Source organism: Streptomyces sp. NBC_00075, from assembly GCF_045041225.1.
Taxonomy (GTDB): domain Bacteria; phylum Actinomycetota; class Actinomycetes; order Streptomycetales; family Streptomycetaceae; genus Streptomyces; species Streptomyces adonidis.
The window spans coordinates 998,094-1,013,216 of the sequence record NZ_CP108243.1; the positions used below are offsets into that span (position 1 = coordinate 998,094).

At 70.0% G+C, this 15,123-nt stretch carries 15 protein-coding genes; 4 read left to right on the plus strand and 11 right to left on the minus strand.

Going from position 1 to position 15,123, the window contains the following annotated elements; genetic code table 11:
- Positions 1–32 precede the first annotated feature (32 nt).
- Both OG787_RS04505 and OG787_RS04510 read left to right on the plus strand, forming a co-directional pair.
- The gene (locus OG787_RS04505; protein ID WP_235472915.1) at positions 33–548 is read left to right on the plus strand and encodes a hypothetical protein; all 516 of its coding nucleotides are present in this window, start codon (positions 33–35) and stop codon (positions 546–548) included.
- Between the two features lie 138 nt (positions 549–686).
- Positions 687–1,343, plus strand: a complete 657-nt coding sequence (locus OG787_RS04510) for a zf-HC2 domain-containing protein (RefSeq protein ID WP_369032197.1) — start codon at positions 687–689, stop codon at positions 1,341–1,343.
- Positions 1,344–1,426: 83 nt separating this feature from the next.
- Here the strand turns inward: OG787_RS04510 and OG787_RS04515 are convergent, their stop codons facing one another.
- The 3 genes from OG787_RS04515 to OG787_RS04525 all read right to left on the minus strand — a co-directional run bounded on the left by OG787_RS04515 (position 1,427) and on the right by OG787_RS04525 (position 4,737).
- The gene (locus OG787_RS04515; protein ID WP_405534349.1) at positions 1,427–2,290 is read right to left on the minus strand and encodes an Fpg/Nei family DNA glycosylase; all 864 of its coding nucleotides are present in this window, start codon (positions 2,288–2,290) and stop codon (positions 1,427–1,429) included.
- Positions 2,291–2,321: 31 nt separating this feature from the next.
- Positions 2,322–4,409, minus strand: coding sequence for a SpoIIE family protein phosphatase (locus OG787_RS04520; RefSeq protein ID WP_369032195.1), 2,088 nt, complete (start codon positions 4,407–4,409; stop codon positions 2,322–2,324).
- 64 nt (positions 4,410–4,473) lie between these two features.
- The gene (locus OG787_RS04525) at positions 4,474–4,737 is read right to left on the minus strand and encodes a hypothetical protein (RefSeq protein WP_369032194.1); all 264 of its coding nucleotides are present in this window, start codon (positions 4,735–4,737) and stop codon (positions 4,474–4,476) included.
- Positions 4,738–4,824: 87 nt separating this feature from the next.
- Between OG787_RS04525 and OG787_RS04530 the strand changes: the two genes are divergently transcribed.
- Positions 4,825–6,252 (plus strand): lipase maturation factor family protein, encoded by a 1,428-nt coding sequence (locus tag OG787_RS04530; RefSeq protein ID WP_405534350.1) that lies wholly within the window; start codon positions 4,825–4,827, stop codon positions 6,250–6,252.
- Here the strand turns inward: OG787_RS04530 and OG787_RS04535 are convergent.
- The 8 genes from OG787_RS04535 to OG787_RS04570 all read right to left on the minus strand — a co-directional run bounded on the left by OG787_RS04535 (position 6,240) and on the right by OG787_RS04570 (position 14,221).
- On the minus strand, positions 6,240–7,076 hold the full coding sequence (locus tag OG787_RS04535) for an amidohydrolase family protein (RefSeq protein WP_405534351.1): 837 nt from the start codon (positions 7,074–7,076) through the stop codon (positions 6,240–6,242). The genes OG787_RS04530 and OG787_RS04535 overlap by 13 nt on opposite strands.
- Positions 7,073–7,387, minus strand: a complete 315-nt coding sequence (locus tag OG787_RS04540) for an L-rhamnose mutarotase (RefSeq protein WP_405534352.1) — start codon at positions 7,385–7,387, stop codon at positions 7,073–7,075. The genes OG787_RS04535 and OG787_RS04540 overlap by 4 nt, the downstream gene beginning before the upstream one ends.
- Positions 7,384–8,352: an aldo/keto reductase gene (locus OG787_RS04545; protein WP_405534353.1), complete on the minus strand. Its 969-nt coding sequence runs from the start codon at positions 8,350–8,352 to the stop codon at positions 7,384–7,386. The genes OG787_RS04540 and OG787_RS04545 overlap by 4 nt, the downstream gene beginning before the upstream one ends.
- Positions 8,349–9,104 carry an SDR family NAD(P)-dependent oxidoreductase gene (locus OG787_RS04550; RefSeq protein WP_369032189.1) on the minus strand — a complete coding sequence of 252 codons (756 nt, stop codon included), beginning with the start codon at positions 9,102–9,104 and terminating at the stop codon, positions 8,349–8,351. The genes OG787_RS04545 and OG787_RS04550 overlap by 4 nt, the downstream gene beginning before the upstream one ends.
- Entirely contained in the window at positions 9,101–10,441 is a 1,341-nt protein-coding gene (locus tag OG787_RS04555) for an L-fuconate dehydratase (RefSeq protein ID WP_405534354.1), read from the minus strand. The genes OG787_RS04550 and OG787_RS04555 overlap by 4 nt, the downstream gene beginning before the upstream one ends.
- 144 nt (positions 10,442–10,585) lie before the next feature.
- A complete protein-coding gene (locus OG787_RS04560; RefSeq protein WP_389350541.1) occupies positions 10,586–11,611 on the minus strand; it encodes an ABC transporter permease in 1,026 nt (341 codons plus the stop codon).
- On the minus strand, positions 11,604–13,130 hold the full coding sequence (locus OG787_RS04565) for a sugar ABC transporter ATP-binding protein (RefSeq protein WP_405534355.1): 1,527 nt from the start codon (positions 13,128–13,130) through the stop codon (positions 11,604–11,606). The genes OG787_RS04560 and OG787_RS04565 overlap by 8 nt, the downstream gene beginning before the upstream one ends.
- Positions 13,127–14,221 carry a sugar ABC transporter substrate-binding protein gene (locus OG787_RS04570; RefSeq protein WP_405534356.1) on the minus strand — a complete coding sequence of 365 codons (1,095 nt, stop codon included), beginning with the start codon at positions 14,219–14,221 and terminating at the stop codon, positions 13,127–13,129. Before OG787_RS04570 ends, OG787_RS04565 begins: the two co-directional genes overlap by 4 nt.
- 164 nt (positions 14,222–14,385) lie before the next feature.
- Between OG787_RS04570 and OG787_RS04575 the strand changes: the two genes are divergently transcribed.
- Entirely contained in the window at positions 14,386–15,108 is a 723-nt protein-coding gene (locus OG787_RS04575) for a FadR/GntR family transcriptional regulator (RefSeq protein WP_369032184.1), read from the plus strand.
- The last annotated feature ends 15 nt before the right edge of the window (positions 15,109–15,123 follow it).

A 15,123-nucleotide genomic window follows, 5' to 3' on the forward strand; every position in this document is an offset into this window, starting at 1 on the left:
GACGCGCACGCACCGGAGGAAGGCAGGAAGGGATGCTGCACAGAGGTCAAGAGAGCACGGACGGCGCCGGCGGGGGCGAACTCACCGTCCCCATGGCCTGGTTGTACGCCGAGTACATCGCCGACGAGCTGCTGCGGACGGGCGACCTGATGCCGCCCACGTCCTTCGAGTTCCGCGCGGGTCGGGACGCGCTGGCACTCACCATCTTCCTCTCCGACACCAGCGGGGAACTCTCGGGCATCCGGGTCATCACGCAACTGGAGAAGTGGCTTTCGCTCACGGCGTACGACCAGCCCTGGCAGGACTGGGTCCGCGAACGTATGTCCAGGTTGGCGGCCGACGCACTCGACTCGGGGGCGCCGGCACCGGACTTGGACCTTGCCGCCGCCGCCTGGCGCTGGCTGGAGGAGACCGAACTGCTCGCCCCGGACCTGGACGCCGTTCCAGGAGGTGGGCCCGTACTCGGTGAGGACGACGGACCGAAGGTGTGGACCCCGGCCTGGCGGCTCGGACTGCCGCTGGGGCATCTGGCGATCCATCTTTTTTAAATCACACCAATCCGCGGGCCCCACCGCTCCGAACACCTAAGGTCTCGATTCGGTATGGGGCTTGAGTGATTCCGCGGTCCGGTGCGTACCGGTGGGAGCAACACCACCCCACCCGTACCATCGGCACGAGGATTCGGCATGAGGTCCCTGGAACGGCATCGCGACGTCGGCGCATACGCGCTCGGCGTGCTCGACGAGGCGGAGGCCTTCCGCTTCGAGGACCACCTCATGGAGTGCCCCCAGTGCGCGGTCCAAGTGACCGAATTCGGCTCCGCCACACGGCAGTTGCTGCTGTACAAGCGGGCCACGCCGCGCTCCGTGCACCCCATGGCCCAACCCGGTCCCAGGCTTCTGGACCGGCTGCTCGGTGAGGTCGCGTCCCGGCAGCGGGCCGGGCGGCGGCGCTGGCTGTTCGCCGTGGCCGCCGCGGTGGTCTTCGCCGTGGCCGGGCCCGGTATCGCCATCATGGCGGGCGGCGGTGACGCGGACCGGACGCAGACGGTCGCCGCGACCGACGAGCGGTCGGGCGTCTGGGCGCAGGTCACCAGTGAGAACACGGTCTGGGGGAGCCAGATCGAGTTGAAGGTGAAGGACGGGGCCGGGCCCCGCGCGTGTCATCTCGTCGCTGTTTCGGACGATGGCACGGAGGAGACGCTGACGAACTGGAACGTGCCCGAGCATGACGCTCGCGCCAGCACGATGATGGGGGCGTCTACTTTTCATCCTGACCAGATCGATCGGTATGAGTTGCGTACGACCGATGGGTTGCATCTGGTCACGCTTGACGCGCCGTGAGGTTGTATTTCGGGTGCTGCGCCGTTGTGGCTGGTCGCGCAGTTCCCCGCGCCCCTTTCGGTGCGCCCCTTCGGGGCGCTACCTCACTTCAATAGGCGGGACATTCGTCTGTCCGCCAGGGGTTTGCCGCCTGTTTGGCAGGTTGGGCAGTACTGGAGTGATGAGTCGCTGAAGGAGACCTCTCGGACTGTGTCTCCGCAGATCGGGCAGGGTTCGCCGGTTCGGCCGTGGACTTTGAGGCCGGTTTTCTTCTCCGCCTTCAGGCGGCCGGCCGCCAGGCCGCGGGAGCGTTCGATCGCCTCGGTCAGGGTTTTGCGCAGGGCCTCGTACAGCCGTCCGTTCTCCTCGGGTGTGAGTGAGGCGGCCAGTTTGAACGGGGACATTCGCGCGGCGTGCAGGATCTCGTCGCTGTAGGCGTTCCCCACTCCCGCGATCAGGCTCTGGTCGCGCAGCGCGCCCTTGAGCCGGCGCCGCTCCCCCGCCAGCAGACCGGCCAGCCGCTCCTCGTCGAAGTCGTCGGCCAGCGGGTCGGGGCCGAGGCGGGCCACGCCGGGCACGTCCTGGGGGTCGTGTACGACGTACACCGCGAGCCGTTTCTGCGTGCCGGCCTCGGTGAGGTCGAAGCCCTCCCCCGTCTCCAGGGCGACACGCAGTGCGAGCGGGCCCTTTCCGGGTTTCGGCGGGCCGTCCGGGAGGCGGTCGCGCCAGTGCAGCCAGCCCGCGCGGGCCAGGTGGGTCACGAAGTGCGGGCCGCCGTCGGTGACCAGGTCGAGGAACTTGCCGTGCCGGTGCACGGCGGTGACCTCGCGGCCCTCCAGGGCGGTGAGCGGGGGGTCGTACGTCTTCAGGACGCTGATCGCGACGGGCAGCACACGGACCACCTCGTGGCCCACGAGCCGTTCGGTCAGGAAGTCCCTGAGCGCCTCGACCTCGGGAAGTTCCGGCATACGTCCAGGGTGCCACCGCCCGCCCGCGTGCTCAGCTTCTGGGTGGCACCGCGAACTCGCACCACACGACCTTGCCGCCGCCGCGCGCCTCCACGCCCCAGGTGTCGGAGAGGAGGTCGACCAGGAGCAGACCGCGCCCGGAGACCCCGGACTCGCCGGCATCCCGGCGGCGCGGCAGGGCGCTGGAGGAGTCCTCGACCTCGACGCGCAGCCTGCGTTCGGGGGCGGTCAGCACGCGCAGGGTGACGATCGCCGGGCCCTCGGTGTGCATCAGGGCGTTGGTGATCAGCTCGTCCGCGATCAGTTCGACCTCGTCGGCGCGTTCGCGGGCGCCCCAGGCCCGGACGGCGGCGCCGATCATGTGCCGGGCCTCGCTCAGCGCGTCGGGGTCGGCCTGTGCGACGTGCTGCTGGAGCCGCCCGCCGGACTGTACGGCGGCCAGGCCCCGGCGGCGCAGGAGCAGCAGGGCCACGTCGTCGTCGCCGCCCCGCTCGTCGGCGACCTCGATGAGGCGGTCGGCCAGTTCCCAGGCGCTCTCGGGGCCCGCGGCGATGAGCGCCTTGAGGGTCCGCATCCCGTCGTCGAGGTCGGCGCCGGGCTCCTCGATGAGCCCGTCGGTGCACAGCACCAGGGTCTCGCCGGGGTCCAGTTCGAGGATGGCCACCGGGTAGGCGAGGCGTCCGAACTCGGCGGAGAGGCCGAGGGGCAGCCCGCCGTCGACCGGGACGCGCCGGCAGGTGCCGTCGGCGTTTCGCACCAGCGGGTCGAGATGGCCGGCCCGGACCACCTGGACCACGCCGGTGGCCAGGTCGGCCTCCGCGTACAGACAGGTCGCGAAGCGGTCGGTGTCGAGTTCGTCGAGGAAGACGGAGGCGCGGGCCATCACCGTGGCGGGCGGGTGCCCCTCGGCCGCGTAGGCCTTCAGGACGATCCGCAGCTGGCCCATGACGGCCGCGGCGTGCGTGTCGTGGCCCTGGACGTCCCCGATGACCGCGCCGACCCGGCCGCCCGGCAGCGGGATCACGTCGTACCAGTCGCCGCCGATGTCCCGGCCGAGCTGGCCGCCGGAGGAGGCGGCGCGGTAGCGGACGGCGATGTCGGCGCCGGGCACGCTGGGGATGGTGCGCGGCAGCATGGCCTGCTGGAGACCCTGGGCGAGGTCCTTCTCCTGCTCGTAGAGCATGGCCCGCTGGAGGCACTGCGCGATGCTGGTGCCGAGGGCGACGAGGACGGCCCGGTCCTCCGCCGAGAAGCCGTAGCGGTCGTTGTAGAGCAGGCCCATCGCGCCGATCGGCCGGGCCTGCGCGATGAGCGGCAGGTAGGCGGCCGAGGTGACCTTCAGGTCGACGAGATGCGGCCACAGGACCGGGTATCCGGCCGCGAACTCCTCGGGCGACTCGATGAACCTCGGGCTGAGGGTCCGTACGACGTCGCCCATCGGGTAGGGCTCGTCGATCCGTGTGATGCGGGTGCCGGGCACGGAGGCGCCCGCCGGGCCCTCGGCGACCAGGCGGATCCGGCCGGCCTCCACCAGGCCCATGACGAGGCTGGCGGCGCCGAGGTGGGGGACGCCGGGCGAGTTCGTGAGGACGTCGATGACGTCCTCCACGGTGCGGGCGTGCGCGAGGGCCGCGGTGATGACCTGCACGACGTTGATCTGGCGGCGCCTGACCTCGTCCTTGGCGGCCTGTTCGGTACGGGTCTGGCTGTCCCGCAACTCCTGCGTGGCGTCGCGGACGATGCCAATGACGCGGCGCGGGCGGCCCGTCTCGTCCCGGCGGATGTAGCCCTGGGTGTGGGTCCACTGGAGGCTTCCGTCGCGGCGGCGGAGGCGGAAGTAGACGCCGTAGTTCTCGCTGCCGTCCTTCATGGCCTCGGAGACCACGGAGTCGATCCGGAGGCCTTCCATCCGGGGCACTCGCACGCCCAGGCTCTCGGGGTGGCCGTCGTATTCGTCGGGGCGCAGGTCGAAGATCTCGTGTGCCAACGCGTCCATGTGGAACAGACCGGCGTCCAGGTCCCAGTCGAACGTCCCCATACGGTTGAGCGCCAGAATCGGATCCGGGTGGGCGGGCCAGTCGTCCGGGAGTGACAGGGCGCTCGCTCCCCGATCAGCCATGGGGCCACCTTGCCAGTGTTTGGCTGATTCTTCGACTTGTCCGACGGCTTTCGTCGGGCATCGTTCACTCGCCGACACCCTCGCAGGGGTCGTACGGGGCATACGAACCGTATGCGGTGCTTGTCTCGTCGGGAATCAAGCCGCCGCCGTCGGGAAGGTCGGGGATCTCCGGGACGGTGTCGGGGCCGATCTCGTCGCAGACGTCCTGGGCCGTGCCGAAGCCGAGGTCGTCCGGGGACACGACCTCCTCGCCGGGCGGGTCGCCCTCCCAGCCGCCGACGATCAGGGCTGCCGAGAGTGCACAGGCGGTGACAAGGGTTCGGTGCATTCCCCATTGTCTGCGTCACCCACTCGGCGCACGCAAGCCGAGACGGTCACCCAGCGTCACAATGGAGGAGAGAGGAGAGGGGTCCGCGTGGAGTGGTTCACCGCATCCGAGTACTGGCTGAGCCGTGTGCTCTTCCAGCGGGGTCTGGCCTGCGTCTATCTGGTCGCGTTCCTCGGCGCGGCCCTCCAGTTCCGGGCGCTGATCGGCGAGCGGGGCATGCTGCCGGTCCCCCGGCTGGTCGCCCATGTGCCGTTCCAGCAGGCACCGAGCGTGTTCCAACTCCACTACTCCGACCGCTTCTTCGCCGTCTGGGCCTGGACCGGGTGTGCGGTGTCGGTGGCGCTGCTCGCCGGGCTGGACGCGCAACTCCCGCTCTGGGCGGGCATGTTGCTGTGGCTGCTGCCGTGGGCGATGTATCTGTCGATCGTCAACGTCGGCCAGACCTGGTACGGCTTCGGCTGGGAGTCGCTGCTCCTGGAGGTCGGATTCCTCGCCGTGTTCCTCGGCAACGACGAGGTCGCACCGCCGGTGGTGGTGCTGTTCCTGCTGCGCTGGATCCTGTTCCGGGTGGAGTTCGGCGCCGGTCTGATCAAGATGCGCGGCGACACGTGCTGGCGGAAGCTGACCTGTCTCGACTTCCACCACGAGACACAGCCGATGCCGGGCCCGCTGAGCTGGTTCTTCCACCACCTCCCCAGGCCGGTGCACCGGGTCGAGACAGCGGCGAACCATGTCACCCAACTCGCCGTCCCTGTCCTCCTGTTCACTCCACAACCCGTGGCGACGGCGGCAGCGTCCCTGATGATCGTCACCCAGCTGTGGCTGGTTCTGTCGGGCAACTTCGCCTGGCTGAACTGGCTCACGATCGTGCTGGCCCTGTCGGCGGTACGCCTCCCGGACACGGCACCGACATCCGTCCCGGACACCCCGCTCTGGTACAAGATCGTGGTCCTGTCCGTCGCCACGGCACTGCTGAGCCTCAGTTACCGCCCCGTCCGCAACATGATCTCGCGCCGCCAGGTCATGAACCGCTCCTTCGACCCCCTCCATCTGGTCAACACCTACGGCGCCTTCGGCAGCGTCAGCCGCATCCGGTACGAGGTGGTCGTCGAGGGCACGGCCGACGCCGTACCGCGCGAGGAATCCGACTGGCGGGAGTACGAGTTCAAGGGCAAGCCGGGTCAACCGGGGCGCTGGCCACGCCAGTTCGCGCCCTACCATCTGCGGCTCGACTGGATGATGTGGTTCGCCGCGCTGTCGCCCGCGTACGCCGGATCGTGGTTCGGCCCGATGACCGAACGCCTCCTGGAGAACGACCGCGACACACTCCGCCTGCTGCGCCACTCCCCGTTCCCGCCGGACGCGCCCCCGCGCTACGTCCGCGCCCGCCTCTTCCGCTACCGGTACACGACCTGGCGGGAGCTGCGGGCGACGGGGGCGTGCTGGGAGCGGGTGTACGTACGGGAGTTCATGCCGCCGACGCGGCTGGTCGCCGGACCGGCTCAGAGGCCGTAGACGCGGCTCGTGGTGCCCGCGAAGACCTGCTCGCGTTCGCCCGCATCGAGGGAGGCGGTCAACTCCTGGGCCAGGGACAAGACTTGGCCGTACGACGCGACGAGCGTGCACACCGGCCAGTCCGAGCCGAACATCAACCGGTCCGGCCCGAAGGCGTCCAGGGCCGTCTCGGCGTACGGGCGCAGGTCGTCCAGGGTCCAGGCCGTGGGGTCGGCCTCGGTGACCAGACCGGAGAGTTTGCCGGCCGTGTTGGGCAGGGCGGCCAGGGAGCGCAGGTCCGAGGCCCAGGGTTCCAGGGCGCCGGAGACGATCGGCGGCTTGCCCAAGTGGTCGAGGACGAAGGTGAGTTGAGGCAGCGACTCGGCCGCCTTCACGCACGCGGGCAGCTGGTGCGGCAGGACGACCAGGTCGTACACCAGGCCCGCTTCGGCGACGGCGGCAAGACCACGGCGGACGTCCGGGCGCAGCAGCCACTCCGGGTCCGGCTCGCCCTGGACCTGGTGGCGGATGCCCTTCAGGTAGGCGCCGCCGGGGAGTTCACGCAGTCTGGCCAGCTCGTCGGCGATGTCGGTCCGGGTCAGGTCGGTCCAGCCGACGACGCCCGCGATCAGTTCGTGCTCCGCCGCGAGTGCCAGGAACTCCGGGGTCTCCTCGGACACGGTGATCGTCTGGACGAGGACCGTGCGGTCGACTCCGGCCGCGCGGGCCTCAGGCGCGAGGTCCGCCATGGTGAAGTCCCGCCGCAGCGGGCTGTCTTCCGCGATCCAGTCCTGGTCCCGGACCGAGAGGTCCCACACGTGGTGGTGCGCGTCCACGACGGTCACGGCAGCTCCCACACGACCGGCAGGCCGGCGTCGGCGCCTTCGTCGGAGTAGTCGTGCACCACGTCGAGGAGTTCGGCCATCCGGGCCTGCCAGGCCACGTTGACCGGCAGCTTCTCCAACTCGGTGAGGAGCCGGGCGTAGTCCTCGCACTCCAGGACGTGGAAGAGGTCGGTGCCGCTGCGCCAGATCGTCCAGGAGGTGGCGCCGGCGGCACGGATCGCGTCGGTCAGTTCGACGGGGACCTCGCGGTGGGCTGCGTCGTACTCGGCGACGCGGTCGGCGCGGACCTTGGTGTGCAGGGCGACTCTCATGACGGCTCCTCGGTGGTCAGGAGCCCGGTGGCACGCAGTTCCTGCCAGAAGGCGGAAGGTACCGGAGTCGCGAACTGGGCGGCCGCGTCCTGGACTTCGGCCACCGAGCGGGCGCCCACCAGCACGCTCGCGACGGCCGGGTGGGCCGCGCAGAAGTCGAGGGCGGCGGCCCGCAGGGTGATGCCGTGCCGCTCGGCGATCTCCCGCATGCACAGGGCGCGTTGCAGCAAGTCCCCAGGCGCTTCGGAGTAGTTGTAGGTGGCTCCCGGCTTCGGGTCCGCCAGGAGACCGGAGTTGAAGGTGCCCCCGATCACCACGGAGACGCCTCGTTCGACTGCGGCGGGCAGGAGGTCGGTGAGGGCGCTCTGGTCGAGCAGGGTGTAGCGGCCCGCGCACAGCACCACATCGACGTCCGTGTCGCGGACGAAGCGGGTGAGCATCGCCGTCTGGTTCATCCCGGCGCCGATCGCGCCGACCACGCCCTCCGAGCGGAGCTTCTCCAGGGCCGGATAGCCCTCGTGGAAGGCCTGTTCGGCGTGGTCGTCGGGGTCGTGGAGGTAGACGACGTCCACGCGGTCGAGGCCGAGCCGTTCGAGGCTGGCCTCCAGGGTGCGGCGTACGCCGTCGGCGCTGAAGTCCCAGACGCGGTGCAGGGTGGCGGGGACCGCGAAGCCGTTGGCGAGGTCGTCGCCTCCGCCCTGGGCGGGCTCCAGTCGGCGTCCGACCTTCGTGGAGACCGTGTACTCCGCGCGGGGGTGGGCGCTCAGGGCCTGGCCAAGTCGGCGTTCGGACAGGCCGAGGCCGTAGTGCGGGGCGGTGTCGAAGTAGCGGATGCCGCTCTCCCAGGCGGCGGTCACGGCCGCGTGCGCCTGTTCGTCGGTCACCTCGGTGAAGAGGTTGCCGATGACGGCGCCGCCGAAGCCGAGCCCGCTGACCGGGACACCGCTGCCGCCGAGCGTGCTCACTGGCCCACCGGCCGCAGCCGCAGGCCCTGCATGCCGCCGTCGACGGCGAGGGACGTGCCGGTGGTGGCGCCGGACAGGGGGCTCGCCAAGTAGGCGATGGCGCCCGCGACCTCGGCGGCCGAGACCAGCCGGCCGCTGGGCTGACGGGCCTCCAGTGCGGCGCGCTCGGCGGCCGGGTCGGGGGCCGCGTCGAGGAGGCGGCCGACCCACGGGGTGTCGGCCGTGCCCGGGTTGACGCAGTTCACACGGACGCCCTCGCGGAGGTGGTCGGCGGCCATGGCGAGGGTGAGCGAGTACACGGCGCCCTTGGTGGCGCTGTACAGGGCGCGCTGCGGCAGGCCGGCCGTGGCGGCGATCGAGCAGGTGTTGACGATGGCGGCATGCGCCGAGTTCCGCAGATGCGGCAGCGCGGCGCGGGCGACACGGACCATGCCGACCACGTTGACGTCGAAAACGCGGTGCCACTGCTCGTCGTCGTTGTCCTCGACGGTGCCCTGGGCGCCGATCCCGGCGTTGTTGACCAGCACGTCGAGGCCGCCGAGGTCGGCGACGGCGGCGGCCACCGCCTCCCGCACGGACGTGTCGTCGGTGACGTCGGCCCGGTACCCGAGCAGCGGCTTCTCGACCGACGACGGGTCCAGGTCGAGGACGGCGACCTGTGCGCCACGCGCCGCCAGCAGCTCCGCGGCGGCCCGGCCGATGCCGGACGCGCCGCCCGTGACCAGCGCCTTGAGACCCTCGAAGTCGGTCATGCGGCCTGCCCCTTCTCCTTCGCCAGGTCGGCGGCCCAGAAGGTGCCGCCGGGGAACGTGAACTCCGCGATGGACTCCGGCCGCATGGTCGCGGAGAAGCCCGGCGCGGTCGGTGCCCGGTAATGACCTTGCCCGATCACCACGGGGTCGAGGAAGTGGCCGTGCAGATGATCGACGTACTCGATGACCCGGTTCTCGGTCGTCCCGGCCAGGGCGACGTAGTCGAACATCGACAGGTGCTGGACGAGTTCGCACAGGCCGACGCCGCCCGCGTGCGGGCAGACGGGGACGCCGAACTTGGCCGCGAGGAGCAGGATGGCGAGGTTCTCGTTGACACCGCCGACACGGGCCGCGTCGATCTGCACGACGTCGATGGCGTCGGCCTGGAGGAGCTGCTTGAAGACGACCCGGTTCTGGACGTGTTCGCCGGTGGCGACCTTGACGGGGGCCACGGCCCGGCGGATCGCGGCGTGGCCGAGGATGTCGTCGGGGCTGGTGGGTTCCTCGATCCAGTAGGGGTCGAACTCGGCGAGCGCCTTGGTCCAGCGGATCGCCTCGTCGACATCCCAGCGCTGGTTGGCGTCGATCGCCATCCGGATGTCAGGCCCGACGACGGATCGGGCGACTCGGCAACGGCGTACGTCGTCGTCGAGGTCCGCTCCGACCTTGAGCTTGATCTGGGTGAAGCCGTCGGCGACGGCCTCGGCTGCGAGCCGGGTGAGCTTCTCGTCGTCGTAGCCGAGCCAGCCGGCGGAGGTGGTGTAGGCGGGGAAGCCCTTCGCCAGCAGGTCGGCCGTACGTTCGACCGCACCTTCCCGGCCCTGGCGCAGCAGGTCGAGGGCCTCCTCGGGGGTGAGCGCGTCGGTGAGATACCGGAAGTCGATCTGCCGGACGAGCCACTCGGGCTCGGCCTCTGCGAGCAACTGCCACAGCGGCTGACCAGCCCGTTTCGCAGCAAGATCCCACACGGCGTTGACGACGGCACCGATCGCCATGTGCATCACGCCCTTCTCGGGGCCGAGCCAGCGCAGCTGACTGTCGCCGATCAGGTCGCGGTTCAGGGTGCCCGGGTCCGCGCACAACTCGTCGACGGACCGGCCGACCACATGCCCGCGCAGCGCGTCGATCGCGGCGACCTGGACCTCGTTGCCCCGCCCGATGGTGAAGGTGAACCCATGCCCCTCGTGCCCGTCGGCCGCGTCGGTACGCAGCACGACATAGGCCGCCGAGTAGTCGGGGTCTGGATTCATCGCGTCGGAGCCGTCCAGCTCGCGCGAGGTGGGGAACCGGATGTCGTAGGTGTCGACCGCGATGACGCGGGCGGTGGTCGGTGACACGGAATGCCTTTCGGTCAGGGACAGGGGTAGGGGATGGCTCTGTGCCGGATGAGGTGACGCGCCCTTAAGGGGCGCGGGGAACTGCGCGACAAGCCCCCACGGGCCGCAGACGACAAACCACAGATCCAGCCGAGCTCTTGGTCATTAGTCCTGAGCACGCCCTGTCGTCACTCTGGCGATCATGAGCGCAACCAGGATGATTCCGCCGTATATCGCCTGAATCCAGAACGAGGGCACCTGAGCCAAGGTCAGCAGATTCTGCACAACCCCCAGCAACAACACCCCGGTCAACGCCCCGAACATCGTCCCCTTGCCCCCATCGAGGCTGATCCCCCCGATGACAGCAGCCGCGAACACGGTGAAGATCATGTTGTTGCCCTGGTTCGCACTGATCGCCCCGACATACCCCGTCTGCATGATCCCCCCGACAGAGGCAAGCACACCGGCGACGACAAACACCCCGAGCATCACCCGCTCGACCCGGATCCCCGCGGCGCGCGCCGCATCCGCGTTGCCGCCGATCGCGTACAACGCGCGCCCGACCCGGTGATACCTGAGCACAAGCCCGGCGACGGCGAAGCACGCCCCGGCCACCCACACCGACATAGGCACGCTGAGGAACGTGGTGGTGGCGAGGGAGTAGAAGGAGTCGGGCATGCCGAACAGGGTCTTTCCCTTGGTCGCGCCGACGAGCAGCCCGCGCAGCACAATGAGCATCGCGAGCGTGACGATGAACGCGTTGAGTTTGAACTTGACGACGAGGATGCCGTTGAAAGCTCCGACGACACCTCCGGCGACGAGGATCGCCAACAGGGCCAGTACGGCAGGGAATTCGGTCCCCCAGCCGGACTGCGCGACCGGCAGCACGAGCAGCGCGCCGACGGCCGGGGCGATGCCGACGACCGACTCCAGGGAGAGGTCGAACTTGCCGGTGATGAGGACGAGCGACTCGGCGAGCACGACCATCGCGAGGGCGGCGGAGGCACCGAGGATCGAGATCAGGTTGCGCTCGGTGAGGAACGAGTCGTTGACCACCGTACCGAGCACCATGAGCAGCAACAGGGCTGGTACGAGGGCGAGTTCGCGGGCGCGGCGGAGGAGTACGGTCTTGGCCGAGCGCGGGTCCGGGGCCCGTAGGGGGGCGAGCGGCGGGGCCTTGGTATCAGCCATGGTCCACTCCTTCGATGGAGGCGATCAGCTCGTGGTCCCGCCAACCCGCCTCGTGCTCGGCGACGACGCGGCCGTGGAAGAGGACGAGGACGCGGTCGCAGCGGCGCAGGTCGTCGAGTTCGTCGGAGACGACCAGGACGGCGGTGCCGTCCTCGCGGGCGCTGTCCATACGGGCGAGGAGCGACTCCTTGGACTTCACGTCGACGCCCGCGGTGGGGTTGATGAGGACGAGCAGTTTGGGGTCGGAGGCGAGGGCGCGGGCCATGACGACCTTCTGCGCGTTGCCGCCGGACAGGTCGGAGACGGGCTGGTCGGGTCCCTCGGTGTGGATGTCGAGGCGTTCGATGAGGGCGGTGGCGAACCCGCGTTTGCGGTCGCCGGAGACGAAGCCGTACCGGCCGAGGCGCCGCAGGACGCTCATGGTGGCGTTGTCGCCGACTGTCATGCCGGAGACCAGCCCCTGTTCGTGCCGGTCGCGCGGCACGCAGGCGACGCCCGCCGTGAGCGCCGCCTGCACATCGCCGAACGGCAGCCGTCCGCCGTCGAGTCGGGCGCCTCCACCGGTCGGCGTGTGGAGCCCGGCGAAGGACTCGGCCAACTCGATCTTCCCGCTCCCACTGGACCCGGCGAGCCCGACGACCTCGCCGCGGCGCACGGTCAGGTCGATGTTCTCGTACGCCGGTGAGGTGAGCCCCTCGGCGGCCAGCAGCACCGGCGCGCCCGCCTCAACTCCCTTGGGGGTGAAGGCCTGTTCAGCGATGGTCTCCCCTGCCATGGCCTCCACCAGGGCCGTGCGCGGGAGGTCGGCGACGGGGGCTGTGGTGATCCAGCGGGCGTCCCGCAGGACGGTCACCGTCTGGCACACCTCGTACACCTCCTGGAGGTGATGCGAGATGAACAGGAAGGTGACGCCCGAGTCCTGGAGTGCGCGCATCCGGGTGAAGAGCCGGTCGATCTCCCGGCTGTCGAGCTGGGCGGTCGGTTCGTCGAGGACGATGAAGCGGGCGCCGAAGCTCAACGCCCGTGCGATCTCGACCATTTGGCGGTCCTCGACCTTGAGGTCGGCGGTGCGTGCCTCCGGGTCGACGTGCACGTCCCAGGTACCGAGGAGTTCGGCGGCCTCGGTGCGCAGCCGCCGCCAGCTGATGACTCCCCCGCGGCCGGTCGGCTGCCGGTTGATGAAGAGGTTCTCGGCGACCGTCAACTCGGGTACGACGGTGGGCTTTTGGTAGACGCAGGCCACCTTGGAACGCCAGGCGTCGCGGTCGGCGAGCGGGGGCGAGGGCTGTCCGTCGAAGCGGACCGTGCCCTCGTCGGGTGCCTGGAGGCCGGTGAGGATGGTGACCAGGGTGGACTTTCCGGCGCCGTTACGGCCGACGAGGGCGTGCGACTCACCTGCCAGGACGGTCAGTCGACCGTCCTGGAGCGCGGTGGTGGGGCCGTACCGCTTGGTGATGCCGCGCGCCTCGACGAGCGGCACGAGAGGGGTGTCCGGGTTCTCCCGTGGTTGGCTGCTCATCCGACCGTGTTGCCCCAGAGCGCGGCGTCGTCGACGTTGTCCTTGGTGACCAGGGGTGCGGGCAGCTGGTCCTCCAGGATGCCGCTGGGCAGCTTGACGATCGTGGAGTCGTGGTCGGTCGGGCCGGGCTCGAACGTCTTCCCCTCCATCGCCGCCTTGATGTAGTACATGCCGTACTTGGCGTAGAGGTCGGCGGGCTGGGAGACGGTCGCGTCGATCTCGCCCTTGCGGATGGCGTCGAACTCCTGCGGGATCCCGTCGTTCGAGACGATCGAGATGTGCCCGGCCTGGCCCGTCTTCTTCAGCATTCCCTTGGACTTCAGGGTCTGGAGGGTGGGCGCGAGATAGACGCCGCCGGCCTGCATGTAGATGCCCTTGATGTCCGGGTTGGCGTTGAGGAGCGTGTCGAGCTTGGAGGCGGCCGTGTCCGACTCCCACTTGGCCGGTATCTCCAGCACCTTCAGCTTCGGGAACTTCTCCTTCACACAGGCCCGGAACGCCTCCGACCGGTCCCGCCCGTTGACCGACGCGAGATCGCCCATGATCTGCACGACCTTGCCCGAGGTGATGTGCTCACCGAGGTACTGGCAGGCCTTCTCGCCGTACGCGACGTTGTTGGCGCGTACGACCATGGCGACCTTGCCCTTCTCGGGCGCCACGTCGACGGCGACGACGGGCACGCCCTTGCGCTCGGCCTGGTCGAGGCCGGCCTCGATGGCGGCGCTGTCGAGGGGCGCGACGACGAGCCCCTTCACTCCCTGGTTGAGCTGGTTGTTGATGTCGGTGATCTGCTGCGAGGGGTCGCTGTTGGAGTTGACGGTCTTCAGCGCGTCCACTCCCTCGGTCTTGGCCATCTTCGGCACGTAGTCGTTGTACGACTGCCAGAACGGCGAGGTCAGCAGCGGCAGGATCACGCCGACCTTGCCCGTCCCGTCGCCGTCACTGCCGCCCGAGGCGACGGTGTCCTTGGTGCTGCCGCAGGCGCTGAGCACCAGGCCGGTACAGGCGGCCAGGGCCACCGCACCGAGCACCCGCGCCCTGCCCCGCTTCTCCCGCCGTGTCTCCCGCTTCCCCACTGTTCTGTCGAGCATCTGGCAGCTCCTCATCGAGCGTGATCGAGCAGATGCCCGCATATTTATCAGACCACTTCGGGGTTGGAACACCCCACAGGGCCAATTTTCCTCGATTCTGACCGTAGTGGTCCGACCAACCTGCTGGTTAGACTGCGGCGCACCCGGCGACAGGAGGACACGGCATGGACGAGATCCCGGCCGGCAGCACAGAGGCGGCCCCGCAGAAGGGCACGGTGACGCAGCGCGCCATCGAGCAGATCAAGGCGATGATCGGCGAGGGCCGGCTGGAGCCGGGCCAGCGGCTGCCCACCGAGCGTGATCTGGCCGTCCGGCTGGGCATCTCGCGCAGTTCGATGCGGGAGGCGATCCGGGCGCTCACGGTGATGGGCGTGCTGGAGGCCCGGCACGGCTCGGGCATCTACGTGACCCAGCTGGAGGCCGGCGACCTGCTGGAGACCTTCGGTGTGGTCGCGGACCTCTCGCGGGGCCCGCGGCTGGTCGAGCTCCTTGAGGTCCGGCGCATCCTGGAGTCGACGGCGACCGCGCTGGCCGCCGCACGGATCACCCCTGACCAGCTCGCGGAGGTGGAGAAGCACCTCACGGCGATGAACGCCACCGACGATCCCGAGGAGATCCTCGCCCACGACCTCGCCTTCCATCGCGAGATCGCCGGGGCGGCGGGCAACGACACGATGGCCGCGATTCTTGAGGGCCTCTCCTCACGTACGTTCCGCGCCCGGGTCTGGCGTGGGTACCAGGAGGAGGGCGCGTTCGCGCGCACGCGCCGCGAGCACGCGGCGATCCACCGTGCGCTGGTCGCCCACGATCCGGAGGCGGCGCGGGCTGCGGCTGCGGCGCATGTGGGTGAGGTGGAGGAATGGCTGCGGGCCCAGCTCGAAACGTGAGCGAAGCGCTGCACT